This window comes from Rhizobacter sp. P2_H2 (genome assembly GCF_056403375.1).
This window is the reverse complement of sequence record NZ_JBFUFP010000004.1, coordinates 21,389-40,841: the sequence shown is the minus strand read 5'-3', so window position 1 is coordinate 40,841 and position 19,453 is coordinate 21,389. Positions and strand designations below refer to the sequence as shown.

Annotated in this window: 22 protein-coding genes; 10 read left to right on the top strand and 12 right to left on the bottom strand. The window is 70.0% G+C overall.

Going from position 1 to position 19,453, the window contains the following annotated elements:
- Positions 1 to 97 precede the first annotated feature (97 nt).
- Positions 98 to 1,456, bottom strand: a complete 1,359-nt coding sequence (radA, locus tag AC1D15_RS01120) for a DNA repair protein RadA (protein ID WP_047508433.1) — start codon at positions 1,454 to 1,456, stop codon at positions 98 to 100.
- Positions 1,453 to 1,761 (bottom strand): DUF2917 domain-containing protein, encoded by a 309-nt coding sequence (locus tag AC1D15_RS01115; protein WP_477824588.1) that lies wholly within the window; start codon positions 1,759 to 1,761, stop codon positions 1,453 to 1,455. Before AC1D15_RS01115 ends, radA begins: the two co-directional genes overlap by 4 nt.
- Positions 1,762 to 1,938: 177 nt before the next feature.
- Here AC1D15_RS01115 and AC1D15_RS01110 point away from each other — a divergent pair, with 177 nt between their 5' ends.
- From AC1D15_RS01110 to AC1D15_RS01090, 5 genes are all read left to right on the top strand, one after another.
- Positions 1,939 to 3,399: an aminotransferase-like domain-containing protein gene (locus tag AC1D15_RS01110; RefSeq protein WP_477824587.1), complete on the top strand. Its 1,461-nt coding sequence runs from the start codon at positions 1,939 to 1,941 to the stop codon at positions 3,397 to 3,399.
- 35 nt (positions 3,400 to 3,434) lie between these two features.
- Complete coding sequence (locus AC1D15_RS01105) at positions 3,435 to 4,058, top strand: LysE family transporter (RefSeq protein WP_477824586.1); 624 nt, start codon at positions 3,435 to 3,437, stop codon at positions 4,056 to 4,058.
- Positions 4,059 to 4,181: 123 nt separating this feature from the next.
- Entirely contained in the window at positions 4,182 to 5,678 is a 1,497-nt protein-coding gene (locus AC1D15_RS01100) for a methyl-accepting chemotaxis protein (protein WP_477824585.1), read from the top strand.
- Between the two features lie 68 nt (positions 5,679 to 5,746).
- Positions 5,747 to 6,022, top strand: a complete 276-nt coding sequence (locus AC1D15_RS01095) for an AbrB/MazE/SpoVT family DNA-binding domain-containing protein (RefSeq protein WP_477824584.1) — start codon at positions 5,747 to 5,749, stop codon at positions 6,020 to 6,022.
- On the top strand, positions 6,022 to 6,417 hold the full coding sequence (locus tag AC1D15_RS01090) for a type II toxin-antitoxin system VapC family toxin (RefSeq protein ID WP_477824583.1): 396 nt from the start codon (positions 6,022 to 6,024) through the stop codon (positions 6,415 to 6,417). Before AC1D15_RS01095 ends, AC1D15_RS01090 begins: the two co-directional genes overlap by 1 nt.
- A 13-nt stretch (positions 6,418 to 6,430) precedes the next feature.
- Here AC1D15_RS01090 and arfB read toward each other — a convergent pair whose 3' ends face one another.
- The 7 genes from arfB to AC1D15_RS01055 form a co-directional block, all read right to left on the bottom strand.
- Positions 6,431 to 6,832: an alternative ribosome rescue aminoacyl-tRNA hydrolase ArfB gene (arfB, locus tag AC1D15_RS01085; RefSeq protein ID WP_477824582.1), complete on the bottom strand. Its 402-nt coding sequence runs from the start codon at positions 6,830 to 6,832 to the stop codon at positions 6,431 to 6,433.
- A 4-nt stretch (positions 6,833 to 6,836) separates the two neighbouring features.
- Positions 6,837 to 7,937: an alanine racemase gene (gene alr, locus AC1D15_RS01080; RefSeq protein ID WP_477824581.1), complete on the bottom strand. Its 1,101-nt coding sequence runs from the start codon at positions 7,935 to 7,937 to the stop codon at positions 6,837 to 6,839.
- Between the two features lie 35 nt (positions 7,938 to 7,972).
- Positions 7,973 to 8,620: a Crp/Fnr family transcriptional regulator gene (locus AC1D15_RS01075; protein WP_477824580.1), complete on the bottom strand. Its 648-nt coding sequence runs from the start codon at positions 8,618 to 8,620 to the stop codon at positions 7,973 to 7,975.
- A 123-nt stretch (positions 8,621 to 8,743) separates the two neighbouring features.
- Entirely contained in the window at positions 8,744 to 9,472 is a 729-nt protein-coding gene (locus AC1D15_RS01070; protein WP_052212621.1) for a helix-turn-helix transcriptional regulator, read from the bottom strand.
- Between the two features lie 108 nt (positions 9,473 to 9,580).
- Positions 9,581 to 10,267, bottom strand: a complete 687-nt coding sequence (locus tag AC1D15_RS01065; RefSeq protein ID WP_477824579.1) for an alpha/beta hydrolase — start codon at positions 10,265 to 10,267, stop codon at positions 9,581 to 9,583.
- Between the two features lie 35 nt (positions 10,268 to 10,302).
- Positions 10,303 to 10,968 carry a hypothetical protein gene (locus AC1D15_RS01060; protein WP_047508454.1) on the bottom strand — a complete coding sequence of 222 codons (666 nt, stop codon included), beginning with the start codon at positions 10,966 to 10,968 and terminating at the stop codon, positions 10,303 to 10,305.
- A 139-nt stretch (positions 10,969 to 11,107) separates the two neighbouring features.
- Positions 11,108 to 11,893, bottom strand: a complete 786-nt coding sequence (locus tag AC1D15_RS01055) for an exodeoxyribonuclease III (RefSeq protein ID WP_477824578.1) — start codon at positions 11,891 to 11,893, stop codon at positions 11,108 to 11,110.
- A 12-nt stretch (positions 11,894 to 11,905) separates the two neighbouring features.
- Here AC1D15_RS01055 and pyrE point away from each other — a divergent pair, with 12 nt between their 5' ends.
- Together pyrE and AC1D15_RS01045 are read left to right on the top strand one after the other, a co-directional pair.
- Complete coding sequence (gene pyrE / locus AC1D15_RS01050; protein WP_477824577.1) at positions 11,906 to 12,577, top strand: orotate phosphoribosyltransferase; 672 nt, start codon at positions 11,906 to 11,908, stop codon at positions 12,575 to 12,577.
- 30 nt (positions 12,578 to 12,607) lie between these two features.
- Positions 12,608 to 13,279 carry a DUF4124 domain-containing protein gene (locus tag AC1D15_RS01045; protein WP_047508460.1) on the top strand — a complete coding sequence of 224 codons (672 nt, stop codon included), beginning with the start codon at positions 12,608 to 12,610 and terminating at the stop codon, positions 13,277 to 13,279.
- Positions 13,280 to 13,351: 72 nt separating this feature from the next.
- Here the strand turns inward: AC1D15_RS01045 and gatB are convergent, their stop codons facing one another.
- The 3 genes from gatB to gatC are packed head-to-tail and all read right to left on the bottom strand — an operon-like array spanning position 13,352 to position 16,592.
- Positions 13,352 to 14,806, bottom strand: a complete 1,455-nt coding sequence (gene gatB / locus AC1D15_RS01040) for an Asp-tRNA(Asn)/Glu-tRNA(Gln) amidotransferase subunit GatB (RefSeq protein WP_477824576.1) — start codon at positions 14,804 to 14,806, stop codon at positions 13,352 to 13,354.
- 2 nt (positions 14,807 to 14,808) lie between these two features.
- The gene (gene gatA / locus AC1D15_RS01035; protein ID WP_477824575.1) at positions 14,809 to 16,293 is read right to left on the bottom strand and encodes an Asp-tRNA(Asn)/Glu-tRNA(Gln) amidotransferase subunit GatA; all 1,485 of its coding nucleotides are present in this window, start codon (positions 16,291 to 16,293) and stop codon (positions 14,809 to 14,811) included.
- Complete coding sequence (gatC, locus tag AC1D15_RS01030; RefSeq protein WP_477824574.1) at positions 16,290 to 16,592, bottom strand: Asp-tRNA(Asn)/Glu-tRNA(Gln) amidotransferase subunit GatC; 303 nt, start codon at positions 16,590 to 16,592, stop codon at positions 16,290 to 16,292. The genes gatA and gatC overlap by 4 nt, the downstream gene beginning before the upstream one ends.
- Before the next feature lie 222 nt (positions 16,593 to 16,814).
- On the opposite strand from gatC, the gene AC1D15_RS01025 reads away from it, so the two are divergent.
- The 3 genes from AC1D15_RS01025 (at position 16,815) to mreD (ending at position 19,377) form a co-directional block, all read left to right on the top strand.
- Entirely contained in the window at positions 16,815 to 17,858 is a 1,044-nt protein-coding gene (locus tag AC1D15_RS01025; RefSeq protein ID WP_047508465.1) for a rod shape-determining protein, read from the top strand.
- Positions 17,859 to 17,932: 74 nt separating this feature from the next.
- A complete protein-coding gene (gene mreC, locus AC1D15_RS01020) occupies positions 17,933 to 18,862 on the top strand; it encodes a rod shape-determining protein MreC (RefSeq protein WP_047508467.1) in 930 nt (309 codons plus the stop codon).
- Positions 18,859 to 19,377: a rod shape-determining protein MreD gene (gene mreD / locus AC1D15_RS01015; protein WP_047508468.1), complete on the top strand. Its 519-nt coding sequence runs from the start codon at positions 18,859 to 18,861 to the stop codon at positions 19,375 to 19,377. The genes mreC and mreD overlap by 4 nt, the downstream gene beginning before the upstream one ends.
- Positions 19,378 to 19,453: the final 76 nt, after the last annotated feature.

Here is a 19,453-nt window from a genome sequence, read left to right as displayed (position 1 = left end):
GGACGATCACGGCAGGGCGACAGCCGCCCGATGCAAATGATAATAGCTCTTGTTTGGCCCCACGGCGGCCGAGCCCCGTGAGAGGCCTTGCGCAGCGTCAGCTCAAGCTGCGCAGCAGGTCGATCGCCTCCTCGATGCGCTCGACCGGGTGGATGGTCAACCCCTCGATCGCCTTCTTCGGCGCATTGGCCTTCGGCACGACGGCCACGCTGAAGCCGAGCTTCGCCGCCTCCTTCAGGCGCTCCTGGCCGCGCGGCGCCGGCCGCACCTCGCCGGCCAGCCCGACCTCGCCGAACGCGATGAAGCCGCGCGGCAGCGGCCGCCCGCGCAGGCTGCTCTGGATCGCGAGCATCACCGCCAGGTCGGCGGCCGGCTCGCTGATGCGCACGCCGCCCACCGCATTGACGAACACGTCCTGGTCGAGGCAGGCGATGCCGGCGTGGCGGTGCAGCACCGCCAGCATCATCGCGAGGCGGTCGCGGTCGAGGCCGACGCTCAGGCGCCGCGGGCTCGGGCCGCCGGAGTCGACCAGCGCCTGGATCTCGACCAGCAGCGGCCGCGTGCCCTCCAGCGTGACCAGCACGCAGGAGCCGGCCACCGGCTCGCCGTGCGTCGACAGGAAGATCGCGCTCGGGTTCGCGACGCCCTTCAGCCCCTTCTCGGTCATCGCGAACACGCCGATCTCGTTGACCGCGCCGAAGCGGTTCTTGATCGCGCGCACCAGCCGGAAGCTGCTGTGGGTGTCGCCCTCGAAATACAGCACCGTGTCGACGATGTGCTCCAGCACGCGCGGGCCGGCGAGCGCGCCTTCCTTCGTCACGTGGCCGACCAGGATGATCGTGGTGCCGCTGCTCTTGGCCACGCGGGTCAGCTGCGCGGCGCATTCGCGCACCTGGGCCACCGAGCCGGGCGCCGAGGTGAGCTGCTCGCTGTAGACGGTCTGGATCGAGTCGATCACGCAGATCGCCGGCTGCTCGGCATCGATGGTGGCGGTGATCTTCTCGAGCTGGATCTCGGCGACCACGCGCACCTGCGAGCCGTCGAGCCCGAGCCGGCGCGAGCGCAGCGCGACCTGCGCGCCGGATTCTTCGCCGGTGACGTACAGCGCCCGCATGTTGCGCGACAGCGCATCGAGCGCCTGCAGCAGCAGCGTGGACTTGCCGATGCCGGGGTCGCCGCCGATCAGCACGACGCCGCCGGCGACGATGCCGCCGCCGAGCACGCGGTCGAGTTCATCGATGCCGGTGGGCTGGCGATCGACATCGGAGGCCTCGATCTCGGACAGCGTGGCGACCGGCTGCGCGCCGGCCAGCGATTGGTAGCGGTGCTTCGACGGCGCCTCGGCGACGCCTTCGACCAGCGTGTTCCAGGCGTTGCAGTGCGGGCACTTGCCCAGCCACTTGGGGCTGGTGCCACCGCACTCGCTGCAGGTGTAGACGGATTTGGGTTTGCTCACCCCGCGACTGTAGCGGGGGGCCGGCGGCGGCCCGCGAGGCGCTGCCACCACGGAGCCGACGGCAGCGCCGCCGCGGGCGCGAACAGGCGCAGGTTCGCGCCCGACTCCGCCTCGATCAGCGCCAGCGCCCCACGGCGCAGCGCGAGCGTGTCGCCGGCCGCCAGGAAGTGGTCGTCCGCGTCGCCGCTCTGCGTGACCCACACGCGGCCGGCCAGCACCTGCAACTCGACCGTGCGGGCCGAGCGCCAGCGGTGCAGTTCGCCGGCGGCGAGTTGCAGATCGAGGGTGTGGAGTGGGGTGGTCATGGGGGTCCTGCCGTGAATTCCTCAGGGCACCAGTGTTCCGGCAAGCCCCGTCGCCCACCACATCCAGAACAGCGTGAACTGCACCGTCACAGATGCCCGCTGCGTCGACTGTGCTGGTGACAACTGCCCGGATCTGTACCTGTGCCGTCCCACCGGCCACGGCGACAATCGTCTCCCATGGAAGAGGCCCTGCTCGACGCCGACGCGCTGCTGACGCTGTTGCCACAGTCACCGCTGTACCAGGCAGTGGCCGGCGGGCTGGAGAAGGCCATCACCTGCGGCAGCCTGCGCAGCGGCGACCGGCTGCCGTCGGTGCGGCAGCTGTGCCAGCAGCACGGCGTCAGCGCCTCCACCGCGACGCTCGCCTACCGCTGGCTCGAGAACCGCGGGCTGGTCGAGGCCCGGCCCAAGTCGGGCTACTTCGTCGCGCCGCGCCCGCAGCCGCTGCCCGAACCCGAACTCGACGCCCGCATGAGCAAGGCCGATTTCGTCACGCCCGACGGGCTGACGCGCCAGTTCCTGCTCGTCGCGAACGAGCCCGGCGCGATGCCGTCGTTCCGCGTGCAGGCCGGCCGCAGCCTGCTGCCCGAAGCCAAGCTGCGCCAGCTGACGGCCAGCATCAACCGCCGCCACCCCGAATACGCCTCGCGCGTCGAAAGCAGCGGCAGCCCGGCGCTGCGCCGCGAGATCGCCCGCCGCGCGATCCACAGCGGCGTGCGCCTGCACCCCGACGAGATCCTGCTGACCAACGGCGGCATGGAAGCGATGCACCTCGCGCTGCGCGCGGTGGCGAAGGCCGGCGACACGATCGCGATCGAGTCGCCGACCTATTTCATGCTGCTCGACGTGATCGAGAGCCTGGGCATGCGTTCGATCGAGATCCCGTCGCACCCGCGCGACGGCCTGTCGATCGAGGCGCTGGACCTCGCCACGCGCACGCCCGGTGCGGTGCGCGCCTGCGTCGTGATCCCGAACTTCCAGAACCCGGTCGGCAGCCTGATGCCGACCGAGAACAAGCGCCGCCTGGTCGCGCTGGCCGCCGAGCGCGGCTTTCCGGTGATCGAGAGCGACATCTACGGCGAGCTGCACTTCGGCGACGAACGCCCGCCGGTGCTGAAGAGCTTCGACACACGCGACGACGTGATCCTGTGCTCGGCCTTCACGAAGGCGGTGGCGCCCGGCTACCGCGTCGGCTGGATGGCGCCGGGCCGGCACCTGCGCGAATGCCAGTCGATCAAGTTCCGCACCTCGTCGCCCGGCGTGCAACTGCAGCAGGAGGTGATCGCCGAGTTCCTCGCCGACGGCGGCTACGACCACCACATGCGCCGGCTGCGCGCGTCGCTGAAAACCCAGGCGCAGGCGATGGCCGATGCGATCGCGCGATACTTCCCGCCCGGCTGCCGGCTGAGCCGGCCGCGCGGCGGGCTCGCCCTGTGGATCGAGCTGCCGCCGCAGGTGGATTCGCGCAAGGTCTTCGAGCTGGCGTGCCGCGAACTGATCGGCGTGGCGCCGGGGGCCACCTTCACCTGCAGCGCGCGCTTCAACCATTTCATCCGGCTGCACTACGGCGACCCGTGGACGCCGCTGCTCGAGACACGCCTGAAACGGCTCGGGCAGATCATCATCGAACAACTCTGACGCCTCTTTCGCGCTTTTCCCCCGAGACACACGACATGGACTTCTCCCTCTGGCTCGCCTTCTTCGCCGCCGCCTGGGCCATCAGCCTGTCGCCGGGGGCCGGCGCCGTCGCCGCGATGAGCGCCGGCGTCAACCACGGCTTTGCGCGCGGCTACTTCATGACCTTCGGCCTCGTGATGGGCATCTGGACCCAGGTGCTGGTGGTGGGCCTCGGGCTCGGCGCGCTGATCGCGGCCTCGAGCCTCGCCTTCGCGGCGGTGAAGTGGCTCGGCGTCGGCTACCTGCTGTGGCTGGGCATCAAGCAATGGCGCGCGCCGGCGCAGCCGATGGTCGCGGCCACCGGCGAGGCGCAGGTGACGCGGCGCACCCTGGTGCTGCGCGGCTGGATGGTCAACGCGGTGAACCCGAAGGGCACGGTGTTCCTGCTGGCCGTGGTGCCGTCGTTCCTCGACATCACCCGGCCGCTCACCCTGCAATATGCCGTGATCGGCGCGACGCTGATGTTCACCGACCTGGTCGTGATGGCCGGCTACACGGCGCTGGCCGCACGGCTGCTGCGGCTGCTGAAGTCGCCGACGCAGATCCGCGCGCTGAACCGCCTGTTCGGCAGCCTGTTCGTCGCCGCTGCGGCGTTGTTGGCACTCTTCAAGCGCGCCTGATCCCCCGCGGTTTGCACGCGGCGCGGCGCGGCCTGTACGATCGCCCGACCGCCCGGGCCGACCGGGTGGCAACACCACGAACACCACGGGGGGCGGATGGACGTGCATCGCAGTGGGGGGCCGATGGGCCTGGGGATCGCCGCATTCGGCAGGCTGGGGCTCGGCGCGAAGCTCTCGCTGCTGGCCGTCGGCTGTGCGCTGCTGGGGGCCGCCGCACTCGGCGCCTGGGTGCAGCAGCACGGCTRGACGCACTGGGGCAGCCTCGCGCTGATCACCGTGGCGCTGCTGCTGGCCTACGTGCTGATGGCGCTGTACCTGCAGATGGCCGGTGCGCTGGGCGCGCTCGAATCCGCCGTGTCGCGCATGAAGCAGGGCGACCTGTCGCGCCGGATCGAGATCCGCGGCGAGGATGAATTCGCCCGCATCGGCGCCGCGCTCGATGCCGTCAACGAGACGATCTCCGGGCTGGTGGCCGACATCCGCAGCAGCTCGCTGCTGGTCACGGCGGCCACCACCGAGCTGACGACCGACACGGCCGACCTGTCGAGCCGCACCGAGCAGCAGTCGGCCAACCTGGAGCAGACCTCGGCCAGCGTGCAGCAGCTCGATGCCACGGTGCGCCAGAACGCGAGCGATGCCCGCGAGGCCGAGGCGCTGGCCGCGCGCGTGCACGGCCTGGCCGGCTCGGGCGGCGGCGCGATGCGCGAGGCGGTCGACTCGATGCATGCCATCAAGGCCGGCTCCGAGAAGGTCGGCGACATCATCGGCGTGATCGACTCGATCGCGTTCCAGACCAACATCCTCGCGCTGAATGCCGCCGTCGAGGCGGCACGCGCCGGCGAGCAGGGCCGCGGCTTCGCGGTCGTCGCGGCCGAGGTGCGCGCGCTCGCACAGCGCAGCGGCGAGGCGGCGCGCGAGATCAAGGCGCTGATCGAGCAGTCGGGCGCCGAGACCGCGAGCGGCGTCGGCCACATCGACCGGGTGAGCGGCGTGCTTTCGGAGATCGTCGGCGGCATCGCCGAACTCACCGGGCGGATGGGGCGCATCACGTCGGCCGTCGGCGAGCAGAGCGACGGCCTCGCGCAGGTCTCGCAGGCGATGACGCAGCTCGACACGCTGACGCACCAGAACGCGCAGATGGTCGGGCAGACCTCGCGCGCCTGCGCCAGCCTGGTCGAGCGGGCGCGCCAGCTGTCGGCGGCGGCGGGCGGTTTCCAGCTGCGCCAGGGCACGGCGGACGAGGCGCAGGCGCTGGTGCAGCGGGCGATCGCGTACTACAACGAACGCGGCGGTGCGGCGGCGCTGCCCGGCATCACCGAACCGGGCAACGGGTTCTCGGACCGCGACATGTACGTCTTCGCGTGGGACCGGCAGCTCGTGTACCACGCGTTCGGCGGCAAGCCGGCCAACGTCGGCAAGAGCGCCAAGCAGATCATCGGCACCGACGTGACGAAGCTGACGCAGGACGTGTGGGCCGCTGCCGCGGCCGGCGGCGGCTGGGTCGACTACGACTTCCTGAACCCGGCCAACGGGCAAGTGCTGCCGAAGACCTCGTACATCGTGCCGGTGGCGCAGGACCTGGTGCTGGGGTGCGGGATCTACAAGACCCGGCGTGCCTGATTGGATTCCCGTCGCATTCCTTACGGCATTAGAATGTAAGGAATCATMGACGACCGAGGTTCTCCGTCATGTATGCCACGCTCACCAGCAAAGGTCAGGTCACGGTCCCGAAGGAGATTCGTGACCGGCTCGGCCTCGATGCCGGCTCGACCCTGGATTTCCAGGTGCTGCCGGACAACACGATCACCGCTCGGCACGTAACGGCCGACGCCCGTCGGGTCCGCGGCATCCTGAAGTCGCCGCATGCCGGACCCCTGACCGTCGAGGAGATGGACGACGGCATTGCGAAGCACCTGCGCGACAAGCACGCGCCTGCAGTGGGTCGCCCCAAGACGCCTCGTTGATGATCGGCATCGACACGAACATCCTCTTGCGGCTGTGGCTCAACGACGATCCGGTGCAGGGCGAGCGGATCGACGCGCTGCTGGCCGAGCACGGCAGCGTTCCGGGTTCGCTGCTGGTGACCGACGTCGTGCTGGCCGAAGCGGTGTGGACGTTGCGAACAGCGTATTCGCAGGACAAGGCGGCGCAATTGACGGCCGTGCGCAGCTTGCTGGACGAACCGGCTTTCGCATTCGAAGACCGCGACACGATCGGGCGCGCGGTGACGCTGTTCGAGAGCGCACCCTGCGGCTTTGCGGATTGCCTGGTGGTCGCCAGGCATGCGCATCACGGCTGTGACTTCACGGCCACCTTCGACCGCGGCATGCGCAAGCTGCCCGGCGTGCGCGTGCCGTGATGCGGACATGTCGTCAGACATCGCGCACTTTCCCCCGCGAGCTTTTCAAGTCGCCGCGCTGAGACTTCCCCTCGAGCCGCCGCTTCTGCGACCCGCGCGTCGGCTTGGTCGCTCGCCGCGGCGGCGCCACCACGGCCACGCTGTCGACCAGCTGCTGCAGGCGCTGCAGTGCATCCTGGCGGTTCATGTCCTGGCTGCGCGAGGTCTGCGCCTTGATCACGACGACGCCGTCGCCGGTGATGCGCTGGTCGGACAGCGCGAGCAGCCGCTCCTTCAGCGGCTCGGGCAGCGACGACGCACGGATGTCGAAGCGCAGGTGCACCGCGCTCGACACCTTGTTGACGTTCTGCCCGCCCGCCCCCTGGGCGCGGATCGCGCTGAACTCGACCTCGGCGGGATCGACCTGGGGCGTCACGGCATCAGGGCACGGCGTGCGTCGGCACCCGCTGCGCGAGCGCGCACATCAGCTCGTAGCCGATCGTGCCGGCCGGCCGCGCGACCTCGTCGATCGACAGCACGCTGCCATGCGGGCCGCGCCCCCACAGCGTGACCTCGCTGCCGACGCCCGCTTGCGGCAGCGGCGTCAGGTCGATCGTCAGCATGTCCATCGACACCCGGCCGACCAGCGCGCAGCGCACGCCATCGACCAGCACCGGCGTGCCGGCCGGCGCGACGCGCGGGTAGCCGTCGGCATAGCCGCAGGCGGCCACGCCGATGCGCATCTCGCGCTCGGCGGTGAACGCGCTGCCGTAGCCGACGGTGTCGCCGGGCTTCAGCGCCTGCACGCCGATCAGCCGCGAGCGCAGCGTCATCGCCGGGCGCAAGTCCCAGTCGGCGATCGTCTTCTCGGGGTGGTCGGGCGACGAGCCGTACACCATGATGCCGGGGCGCACCCAGTCGGCCCGCACGCCCGGCTGCGTCGCCGCGAAGCGCAGCGTGGCCGCACTGTTGCTCAGCGAACGTTCGCCATCGAGGTCGGCGGTGGCGGCGTTGAACACCGCCACCTGCGCCTCGATGCCGCGCGGCCCGTCGGCATCGGAGAAGTGCGTCATCAGCGTGATCGCGTCGACCTGCGGCAGGTTCGACAGCCGCAGCCACGCGGTGCGGAACGCCGCAGGCGTGAAGCCGAGCCGGTTCATGCCGGTGTTCATCTTCAGGAAGACATGGTGCGGCCAGGTCGTCTTGTGCATCGCGAGCCAGTCGATCTGCGCCTCGTGGTGCACCGTGTGCCACAGGTTCAGGCGCGAGCACAGCTCCAGGTCGCGCGCTTCGAAACAGCCCTCGAGCAGCAGGATCGGCCCGCGCCAGCCCATCGCGCGCACCCGCTCGGCCTCGGCCAGGTCGAGCAGCGCGAAGCCGTCGGCGGCCTGCAGCGCGCCGTACACCCGCTCGACGCCGTGCCCGTAGGCGTTCGCCTTGACGATCGCCCAGACGCGCGCATCGGGCGCGCAGGCACGGGCGCGCTGCAGGTTGTGGCTCAGGGCATCGCTGTGGATCAGCGCTTCGATCGGACGCGGCATGCGCCGATTCTGCCAGCGGCGCGCGGGCCTGCCGGCTACCAGCGCGCGGGCAGCGGCCGCTTCAGCACGATCTGCGTGCGGCTGACCGCGATGTGCCCGCCGGCGTCCAGGTCCTTCAGCAGGCGGCTCACCATCTCGCGCGAGCAGCCGACGCGGCTCGCGATCTCCTGGTGCGTCAGCCGTTCGCGGATCACGTGCGTGCCGTCGGGCTGCACCTCCGCCAGGTCGGTCAGCAGCTGCGCGACGCGGCCGTAGACGTCGAGCAGGGCCAGGCTGCGCGCACTGTGGGTCGCCAGGCGCGCGCGGTGGATCACGCGCGAGATCAGCTCGAACGCGAACTCCGGCCGCTCGGCGATGTGCTGGCGCAGCGTGTGCCGCGTGACGACCGAGCACACCGTGGGTTCGAGCGTGATGACCGAGGCCGAGCGCGGCCCGCCGTCGAGCGACATCTCGCCGAGGTACTCGCCCGGGCCGTAGACGCCGTAGACGATCTCGCGGTCGCGCTCGTCGATCGAGAACGCCTTCACGCGGCCCGACAGCAGGATGAACAAGGTGTCGCCGTGATCGCCTTCCTGGATCAGCAGCACGCCCTTGCGATAGCGTCGCTGCTCGCCCCGGGCCGAGAGCAGGCCCAGGGATTCGGACAGCAGGGGGGAGGATGCTGGGCCGGTGACGGCGTCCATGGAGAAGCGGCGGCGAATGGGGAAAGCCCGGGCGGGTAGCCCAGGAGCCCATCCAATCTAGCACGCCGCCCCTGGCGCGTCCGTGACGGTGGACGCGCTGCGCGTGACGGAAGTCGGCGCCGATCAGTGCGACAGCGGCATCTTCATGGCCGACGCGATCGGCGGCAGCACCGCCACGCGGTTCAGCAGGTCGCCGATGCTGGCGGTCTGCGTCTTGATGCGGATGCTGCTGATCTGCGAGCGCACCGTCGAGACGGCGACGCTGAAGGCGCGCGCCACTTCCTTCGGCCGCTGGCCGTCGCACAGCGCGCGCAGCACCTTGGTCTCGGCGGCCGTCAGGCCGTGGGTGCGGGCGAAGAACTCGAGGGTCAGCGATTCGCAGCGGTGGCGCTTGCCGAGCACCAGCATGGCCAGCGCGCCGTCCTCGGGCGAGGACATCGGCACGAAGGCCACCGGCATCGCGCCGTCGTCGCGGCTCAGGTTCAGCATGCGGCGCCGCCCGCCGCAGGCGCCGAGCAGCGCGCCGAGGAAGCCGGACAGCTCCTCCGCATGGCGCGGCAGCACCTGGTCCTTGATGAGGCGCAGGCCGTCGCCGGCCTGCAGCAGCTGCCAGCCGAGCTGGTTGGCATGGCGCAGGCTGCAGTTCGCATCGATCAGCAGCAGGCCGTGGTCCATCTCGTCGAGCATCATCGTCAGCCAGCGCGCCATCGCGGAGTGGCCGTGGCGGCGCTCCGGCCCGGGGTACGGCGGCGTGACGGGGTCGGCGACGGGGTGGATCGCGGCCGGGGTGGGCCGCAGGTTCAGGTGGGCGGTCGGACGGGTGTCCGGGGGTGAGAGCAGTTCATCCAACATGGCGCTGTCCTTCTGATGGCAGGCGCAGCAGCAACGCTGTGCACCTTGTTACAGCGTAGGGGCGTCGGATGCCGGCAGGTGGTGAAAACCGCCGGGCGGGTTTGTGATTTATTCACCTCGGCCGGGCGGGGCACCCAGCAGCGTGGTCAGCCAGCGCGTCAGGTGCTCGACCTCCGGGCCGCACACCGAATGCGGCATCGGGTACTCGTGCCACTCGACCGGGTGGCCGAGCGCCAGCAGCGCGTCGCGCGAGGCGAGTGCGCGGGCGATCGGGATCACCGGGTCCTGCCGGCCGTGCGCGAGGAAGACCGGCACGCCGTGGTTCGCGGCATGGCGCTCGGCCGCGGTCTGGGCCGCCAGCGGCAGGTAGCCCGACAGCCCGACCAGGCCGGCCAGCCGCTCGCCGTGGCGCAGCCCGGTCAGCAGCGTCATCGCGCAGCCCTGCGAGAAGCCGCCGAGCACGATGCGCGCGCTGGGGATGCCGCGCTCGTTCTCGCGCGCGATCAGCGCCTGCACCAGCGCCTGCGATTCGCGCAGGCCGGTCTCGTCCTCGCGCCGCACCAGGTCGGCGCCGAGGATGTCGTACCAGGCGCGCATCACGTAGCCGCCGTTGATCGTGACCGGCCGCGTCGGTGCGTGGGGGAAGATGAACCGCACCGGGCCGGCAGCCGACAGGTCCAGCTCCTGCGCGAAGGGCGCGAAGCCGTGCCCGCTGTCGCCGAGCCCGTGCAGGAAGATGATGGTGGCCGTCGGGTTCGGGCCGGTGTCGGTTTCGATGGTGTCGAGGAGCTGCATGCCGCGATGCTAGCCCGGCGCGGCCCCTCGATCCTTCAGAAGCGGTAGTTCACGCCCAGGCTGAGTTGCGGGATCGCGCGGATCTTGCCGACGCCGTCGCGCAGCTCCTGCGTTTCCTTGTCGACATCGGCGTTCAGCTGGGCGCGCTGGGTCGCATCCATGCTGTCGAAGGTGGGGCCGCTCGCGGCCGACTCGACCTTCGCGCGGCCGATGCTCGCGCCGAGGTCGAAGTGGAAGCCCCAGGCGCCTTCGGTACCGGCCTGGTGGCCGTAGCCGATGCCGAGGAACGGCGTCGTCTTCGGGAACTTCACGTGTGCGTCGAAGCGGTCGCCGTCCTGCGTCGCGTAGGTGGTGTTGCCGATCACGATCTGGTTGTTGGTCGGCTTGCCGGCCAGGTCGAGCTTCATCGCGTTGAAGGTCACCCCGCCAGTCAGGCGCCAGCCGCCGGTGAAGAACCAGTCGGCGAACACGCCGCCGCGGCTCAACTTCAGCTCGGCGTCGTAGTGGATGCTGTTCTCGGTCTTCGTGGTGCTGTGCTTGCCGAGCGACGCGACATCGCCGCGCAGCGTCACCGACGGCGCGACCGGTTGTGCATAGCCGAGCATCAGGCCGTGCGTGCCGATGCCGGTGTAGACCTCGCCGGCGTGGGCGCCGGCGGCCAGTGCCAGCGTGGCGGCCAGGGTGGTCAGCGTCTTGATCATGGGAAGCTCCTCGTACTGCGTCTCGAATGAAAGCCTGCCCGCGGCTGCGGGTGAGCGCTCATTCTTCAGCGGGACGGGGCCGGACCAAACGCCGAACAGCGCGGGCCGGGCCGTGCTGTTCAGCGCTTCGGGCGCCGGATCAGAGCGTGAAGTCGTAGTCGATGATCAGCGGCGCGTGGTCCGAGAAGCGCTGCTCGATGTAGATGTGCTCGCGCAGCGCCGTGGCGGCCAGTGCCGGCGTGGCCAGGTGGTAGTCGAGCCGCCAGCCGACGTTCTTCGCCCAGGCCTGACCGCGGTTGCTCCACCAGGTGTATTGCTCGGCCTTCGGGTTCAGCGTGCGGAACACGTCGACCAGGCCCAGCTCGTCCAGCGTGTGCGTCATCCAGGCCCGCTCCTCGGGCAGGAAGCCGCTGTTCTTCTGGTTGCTGCGCCAGTTCTTCAGGTCGATCTCCTTGTGCGCGATGTTCACGTCGCCCACCAGGATGAACTCGCGCTCGGCCTTCAGCTGCTGCAGGTACGGCGTCATCAGCGCCAGGAAGCGGAACTTCGCGAGCTGCCGCTCCTCGCCGCTGGAGCCGCTCGGGAAGTAGCAGCTGATGATGCTGAGCTTGCGCTTCGGTGTATCGAAGCGAAGCTCGATGTAACGGCCCTCGGCGTCGAACTCTGGCGATCCGAAGCCCACCACCACGTCGCTCGGCGTCTTGCGGCTGTACAGGCCGACGCCCGAGTAGCCCTTCTTCTCGGCGAAATGGAAATGGCCGTGCATGTCGTGCACCCGCTCGAAGCGGCCGGCGATGTCGGCCGCCTGGGCCTTGACCTCCTGCACCCCCATACAATCGGCGCCGATGCTTTCCGCCCACGGCACCAGCCCCTTCGTGGCAGCCGAGCGGATGCCGTTCAGATTCAAAGACACCAGACGGAACACGAAAGACCTCCGATGAGCCCCACCGCTGACACCCTGGCCAAAGACTTCGTCAGCTTCTCGGTGGAAGCCGGCGTGTTGCGGTTCGGGGAGTTCAAGACCAAGGCCGGGCGGCTGTCGCCCTATTTCTTCAATTCCGGCCTGTTCGACGACGGCGCCAAGCTGGGCCGCCTCGCGGAATTCTATGCGCGCCGCCTGCTCGCCTCGGGCGTCGAGTTCGACATGCTGTTCGGCCCCGCCTACAAGGGCATCACGCTGGCGTCGGCCACTGCGGTGGCGCTGGCCGGCCTGGGCCGCAACGTGCCGTTCTGCCACAACCGCAAGGAAGCCAAGGACCACGGCGAAGGCGGGCTGATGGTCGGCGCGCCGTTGAAGGGCCGCGTCGTCATCATCGACGACGTGATCACCGACGGCGCTTCCAAGCGCGAATCGGTCGACATGATCCGTGCGGCCGGGGCGGAACCGGTGTCGGTGCTGATCGCGATGGACCGCATGGAACGCAAGGGTTCCGATGACAACCTGAGCGCCCGCTCGTCCGTTGAGGAGTTCGAAGCGGCGTACGGCATGCCGGTGCTTGCCATTGCGACGCTGGCGGACTTGCTGCAGTATCTGCAGACGAATGACGATCCGGCCCTGCGCAGCCACCTGGCGCGCGTGACCGCCTACCGGGACCGTTACGGGGTGTAAATGACGAGCCTGCTTGTGGTGAATCGACCGATGCGAACCTGGCGATGCCTTGCCGTGCTGGCGGGGTTGGTGGCCGCCTCCTCGGCCCACGCCGCGATCTACAGCTGCGTCGACGGCAACGGCCGGCGCCTGACCTCCGACCGCCCGATCGTCGAATGCGCGACCCGCGAGCAGCGCATGCTCAACACCGACGGTTCGGTGCGCCAGATCGTGCCGCCGACGATGACCGCCGACGAGCGCGCCGAGGCCGAGGCGAAGGAGCGGCAAGCCGCCGCCGACCGCGTGGCGCAGCAGGATGCGATCCGCCGCGACCGCAACCTGGTGAACCGCTTTCCCAACGACGCTGCCCACATGAAGGCGCGCGAGGCCGCGCTCGACGATGTGCGCAAGGGCGTCGCGTTCTCGCAGGGGCGGCTGGCCGAACTCGAACGCGAGCGCAAGCCGCTGATCGACGAGCAGGAGTTCTACAAGGGCAAGAAGCCGCCGGCCAAGCTGCGCCAGCAGCTCGACGCGAACGACGCCGCGGTGGCGGCGCAGAAATCGCTGGTGCAGAACCAGGAAGACGAGATCGTGCGCATCAACAACCTCTACGACGTCGAGCTCGAACGGCTGAAGAAGCTGTGGGCCGGCGCGTCGCCGGGGTCGATGGGGGCGCTGCCGGCCGCTTCCGCGCCGGCACCCCGCAAGGCAGCGGGGAAGTAAGACTCGCCGAACGACCTTCCGCGCCCGCGCGTGCCTGGCTTCGCGGCGTCTGGCGCGATCGAGCTTCGCAGGTCAGCTCGCTCCGAGTTTCTTCTTGAGAAGCTCGTTCACCTGCGACGGGTTCGCCTTGCCCTTGGTGGCCTTCATCGCCTGGCCGACCAGCGCGTTGAACGCCTTGTCCTTGCCGGCACGGAACTCCTCCACCGACTTCGCGTTCGCCGCCAGCACCTCGTCGAGGATGCGCTCCAGCTCGCCGCTGTCGCTCATCTGCTTCAGGCCCTTGGCCTCGATGATGGCGTCGACCGCGCCTCCCGCTGTCCACAGCTGATCGAACACCTGGCGTGCGCCGCTGTTCGAGACCGTGCCGTCGGCAATGCGCCCGATCAGCGCGGCCAGCGTCGCCGCGCTCACCGGGCTCTGCGCGATGTCCTTCTCCTCGGCATTCAGCCGCCGCGACACCTCGCCCATCAGCCAGTTGGCCGCCAGCTTCGGCTGGCCGCAGGCCTTCGCCGTGTCCTCGAAGAACGCGCCGAACGCCTTGCCCTGCGTCATCATCGACGCGTCGTAGGCCGGTAGCCCGTACTCCTTCTGGAAGCGCTCGGCCATCAGGCGCGGCWGCTCCGGCATCGCGGCGCGCACCTGCTCGATCCACTCGGGCGCGATCACCAGCGGCGGCAGGTCCGGGTCGGGGAAATAGCGGTAGTCGTGCGCGTCTTCCTTCGTGCGCATCGCCCGCGTCTCGCCGGTGTCGGGGTTGAACAGCACGGTCGCCTGCTGCACCTTGCCGCCGTCCTCGATCAGGTCGATCTGCCACTGGATCTCGTAGTCGATCGCCTGCTGCAGGTACTTGAAGCTGTTCAGGTTCTTGATCTCGCGGCGCGTGCCGAACTCGGCCCCGGGCCGGCGCACCGACACGTTGGCATCGCAGCGGAAGCTGCCTTCCTGCATGTTGCCGTCGCAGATGTCGAGCCACACCACCAGCGAATGCAGCGCCTTCGCGTACTCCACCGCCTCGGTGCTCGCGCGCATGTCGGGCTCGGTGACGATCTCCAGCAGCGGCGTGCCGGCACGGTTCAGGTCGATGCCGGTCTGGCCGGCGTAGTCCTCGTGCAGCGACTTGCCGGCGTCTTCTTCCAGGTGGGCGCGCGTCAGCTGCACCCTGTGCTTCACGTCGCCGACGAAGAACTCCAGCGAGCCGCCCTGCACCACCGGCGTCTCGTACTGGCTGATCTGGTAGCCCTTCGGCAGGTCCGGGTAGAAGTAGTTCTTGCGCGCGAAGATCGACAGCGGCGCCACCGTCGCGCCGACCGCCAGCCCGAAGCGGATCGCCCGCTCCACCGCGCCGCGGTTCATCACCGGCAGCGTGCCCGGCAGCGCCAGGTCGACCGGCGAGGCCTGCGTGTTCGGCGCGGCACCGAACTGCGTGCTCGAGCCGCTGAAGATCTTGCTGCGCGTGGACAGCTGGGCGTGCGTCTCGAGGCCGATGACGACCTCGTAGCCGCGGATCAGTTGGGGGGTGCTTGCCATGGTCAGGGGGAGGGGGCTTGGGCGTGCCAGTCGGTCGCCTGCTGGAAGGCATGGGCCGCGTGCAGCAGCGTGCCCTCCTGGAAATAGTTGCCGATCAGCTGCAGGCCGACCGGCATGCCGCCTTCGCCGGTGCCGGCCGGCAGGCTCATGCCCGGCAGGCCGGCCAGGCTCGCAGGCAGCGTGAAGATGTCGGCCAGGTAGTTGGCGACCGGGTCGTCGCTCTTGTCGCCGAGCTTCCAGGCCACCGTCGGCGCGACCGGTCCGGCGATCACGTCGCACTGCGTGAAACAGTGCTGGAAGTCGTCGGCGATCATGCGCCGCAGCTTCTGCGCCTGCAGGTAGTACGCATCGTAGTAGCCGTGGCTCAGCACGTAGGTGCCGATCATGATGCGGCGCTTGACCTCGGCGCCGAAGCCCTCGGCGCGGCTCTTCTTGTACATGTCGAGCAGGTCGGTGTACTTGGCGGCGCGGTGCCCGAAGCGCACGCCGTCGAAGCGGCTCAGGTTCGAGCTGGCCTCGGCCGGCGCGATGATGTAGTACACCGGGATCGACAACTCGGTGCGCGGCAGGCTCACGTCGACCAGCGTCGCGCCGAGCTTCTGCAGCTCGGCCAGCGCCGCGCGCACCGCGCCGTCGACGTCGGCGGCGAGCGCCGCCGGGAAGAACTCCTTCGGCAGGCCGATGCGCAGGCCCTTCAGCGGCTGCGCGGCCGTGGCGCCGGGGCGGGCCGCCGTGAGCGCCGCGGCGTAGTCCTGCGGCGGGCGCTGCGCGCTGGTCGCGTCGCGCTCGTCGAAGCCGCTCATCGCCGACAGCATCAGCGCGCAATCCTCGGCGCTGCGGGCGAACGGGCCGGCCTGGTCCAGGCTGGACGCGAACGCGATCATCCCGTAGCGCGAGCACACGCCGTAGGTCGGCTTGATGCCGGTGATGCCGGTGAAGCTGGCCGGCTGCCGGATCGAGCCGCCGGTGTCGGTGCCGGTGGCCACCGGCACCAGCCGCGCCGCCACCGCGGCGGCCGAGCCGCCCGACGAGCCGCCCGGCACGCGCGAGGCATCCCACGGGTTCTTGACCGGGCCGAAGGCCGAGTTCTCGTTGCTCGAGCCCATCGCGAACTCGTCGCAGTTCAGCTTGCCGAGCGTCACGGTGCCGGCCGCGGCCAGCCGGGTCACGACGGTGGCGTCGAACGGGCTGCGGTAGCCGGCCAGCATCTTCGAGCCGGCGGTGGTGGCCAGCGCTTCGGTGACGAAGATGTCCTTGTGCGCGAGCGGCACGCCGAGCAGCGGGCCGCTCTCGCCGGCGGCGCGGCGCGCGTCGGCCTGCGCGGCCTGGCGCAGCGCCCCATCGGCGTCGACGCTCAGGAAGGCACCCAGGTGCTGATGCGCTGCAACGCGTGCAAGGAGATGTTTCGTCGCTTCGACGCTGGAGACCTGCCGCGCGGCGAGTGCGCGGGCCAGTTCGGCCGCGCCCAGTTGATGCAGGTCCTTCATCCTTCGATCACCTTCGGCACGAGGAACAGGCCGTCCTCGACGGCGGGCGCGCTGCGCTGGTTGGCTGCGCGGCCGTCGGTCTCGGTGACGACGTCGTCACGCAGGCGCAGCGCCACCTCCTGCACCGCCGACAGCGGCGTGTACAGCGGCTCGATGCCGCTGGTGTCGACCGCGCTCATCTGTTCGACGATCGAGAAGAAACCGTTCAGTTGCTGCAGCATCGCCGCCTCTTCGGCGGGCTTCAGTTCGAGGCGCGCGAGGTTCGCGATGCGGCTCACGTCTTTGGAGTCCAGGGCCATTGGAATTTGAGGGGTGATGAGGGTGCCGACGGGGCTGGAATTCAGGGGGCTTGGGGTATTATCCCCGGTTATCCACAAGCCTCTTTCGGCGTGCAAATTCAAGGGTTTGCAGGACTTTCGAGCGGCTCGCGGACCCCCTGCCTGGAATCCAGCCCGGAACCCCCATTCGCGATTGCGCCGATCCGCCCACCCGCCTGGTCGACGCCAACAAGAACCCCGCACATGTTTGCATCCCTGCGCCGCTACTTCTCCACCGACCTGGCCATCGACCTCGGCACCGCCAACACGCTGATCTACGTGCGCGGCAAGGGCATCGTGCTGGACGAGCCCTCGGTCGTCGCGATCCGCCACGAAGGCGGCCCCAACGGCAAGAAGACGATCCAGGCGGTCGGCGCCGAGGCCAAGGCGATGCTCGGCAAGGTGCCGGGCAACATCGAGGCCATCCGGCCGATGAAGGACGGCGTGATCGCCGACTTCACCGTCACCGAGCAGATGCTCAAGCAGTTCATCCGGATGGTCCACGACTCGAAGATGTTCAAGCCGAGTCCGCGCATCATCATCTGCGTGCCCTGCGGCTCCACGCAGGTCGAGCGGCGCGCGATCCGCGAATCGGCGCTCGGCGCCGGCGCGAGCGAGGTCTACCTGATCGAGGAACCGATGGCCGCGGCGATCGGCGCCGGGCTGCCGGTCAGCGAGGCGAGCGGCTCGATGGTGGTCGACATCGGCGGCGGCACCACCGAGGTCGGCGTGATCTCGCTGGGCGGCATGGTCTACAAAGGCAGCGTGCGCGTCGGCGGCGACAAGTTCGACGAAGCGATCATCAACTACATCCGACGCAACTACGGCATGCTGATCGGCGAGCCCACCGCCGAGTCCATCAAGAAGAACATCGGCTCGGCCTTCCCCGGCTCCGAGGTCAAGGAGATGGAAGTCAAGGGCCGCAACCTCTCCGAAGGCGTGCCGCGCAGCTTCACGATCAGCAGCAACGAGATCCTCGAGGCGCTGACCGACCCGCTCAACCAGATCGTCTCCAGCGTCAAGAACGCGCTCGAGCAGACGCCGCCCGAACTGGGCGCCGACATCGCCGAGCGCGGCATGATGCTGACCGGCGGCGGCGCGCTGCTGCGCGACCTCGACCGCCTGCTCGCCGAGGAAACCGGCCTGCCGGTGCTGGTCGCCGAAGACCCGCTGACCTGCGTCGTGCGCGGCTGCGGGATGGCGCTGGAGCGGATGGAGCGCCTCGGATCCATCTTCACCTCCGAGTGAACGTGAACCTTGTCACACGGCCGGCGCGTCGCTGACGCGGCCGGCCTTTTCACTTCAAAGCCCGCCCAAACGCCATGCCGCTCGGGACCCTCGACAGAACCCCACCCCCCTTCTTCCGACAGGGCCCCTCGGCGCTGACGCGGCTGATGTTCTTCTCGGCGCTCGCGCTGTTCCTGATGGTGGCCGACACCCGCTTCAAGCTGACCCAGCCGGTGCGCGCGGTGCTCGCGACGGCGCTGAACCCGGTCGAGCGGGCGCTGCGGGCGCCGGTCGACGCGGTGAGCGCCGCCGGCGACTACGCGATGGGCCTGCAGGATGCGCTGTCGGCCGAGGCCCGCGCGCGGCGCGAGCTGGCCCAGCAGGCGGCGCGCTCGGCCCGCGTCGAGCAGCTGGAGCAGGAGAACCTGCGGCTGCGCGCGCTGCTCGACCTGCGGCCGGGGCTGTCGGTGCGTTCGCAGACGGCCGAGGTGCTGTACGACGCGCCCGATCCGTACTCGCGCAAGGTCATCATCGACCGCGGCACGCAGCAGGGCATCGCGGTCGCGTCGCCCGTCATCAACGAGGCCGGCGTGCTCGGCCAGGTGACGCGGGCCTTCCCGTACAGCGCCGAGGTCACGCTGCTGACCGACAAGGACGCCGCGATCCCGGTACTGAACATGCGCACCCAGGTGCGCAGCGCCGCCTTCGGCAACTCGGCCGGCGCCGGGCTGGAGCTGCGCTTCATGGCCGGCAATGCCGACGTGCAGGTCGGCGACGTGCTCGCGACCTCGGGCGTCGACGGCGTCTATCCGTCAGGCATTCCGGTCGCGAAGGTGGTCAGCGTCGACCGGCGCGTCGACACCGGCTTTGCCCGCATCGCGCTCGCGCCGATCGCGCAGCCCGACGCGGTGCGCCATGTGCTGGTGCTGGAGCCGCTGGGCGTGCAGATGCAGCCCAAGCCCGAGCCGGCGCCCGACGCCAGCACCAAGCCCGGCACGGGCAGCCGCAGGGGGACCCGCCGATGATGCCGCGCGGCTCCGACCAGCTGCTGCTGCCGGCGAACCCGTGGTTCATCTGGGGTTCGCTGCTGCTCGCCTTCCTGTTCAACCTGGTGCCGTTCGGCCGCCTGCCGGCGATTCCCGACCTGCTGGCGCTGGCGCTCGCGTTCTGGAACGTGCACCAGCCGCGGCGCATCGGCGTCGGCATCGCGTTCATGTTCGGGCTGCTGATGGACGTGCACGACAGCGCGGTGCTCGGCCAGCACGCGCTCGCCTACACGCTGCTCAGCTTCTTCGCGATCACGATCCACCGGCGGCTGCTGTGGTTCGGGCTGCCGCAGCAGGCGCTGCAGATCCTGCCGCTGTTCGTCGCCGCGCACGCGGTGTCGCTGGTCGTGCGGATGCTGGTGGGCGGCATGCTGCCGGGCTGGGAACTGTTGCTCGCGCCGGTGTTCGAAAGCCTGCTGTGGCCAGTGGCGTCGTGGGTGCTGCTCGCGCCGCAGCGTCGGCCGCCGGATCCTGATCAAAACAGACCGCTATGAAGTCCGCCACACCGTCAACACCGCGCGGGCCGAGCGCCGGGCCGCCCCAAGCCGGCCCGCAGTCCCCTCGGGGGGC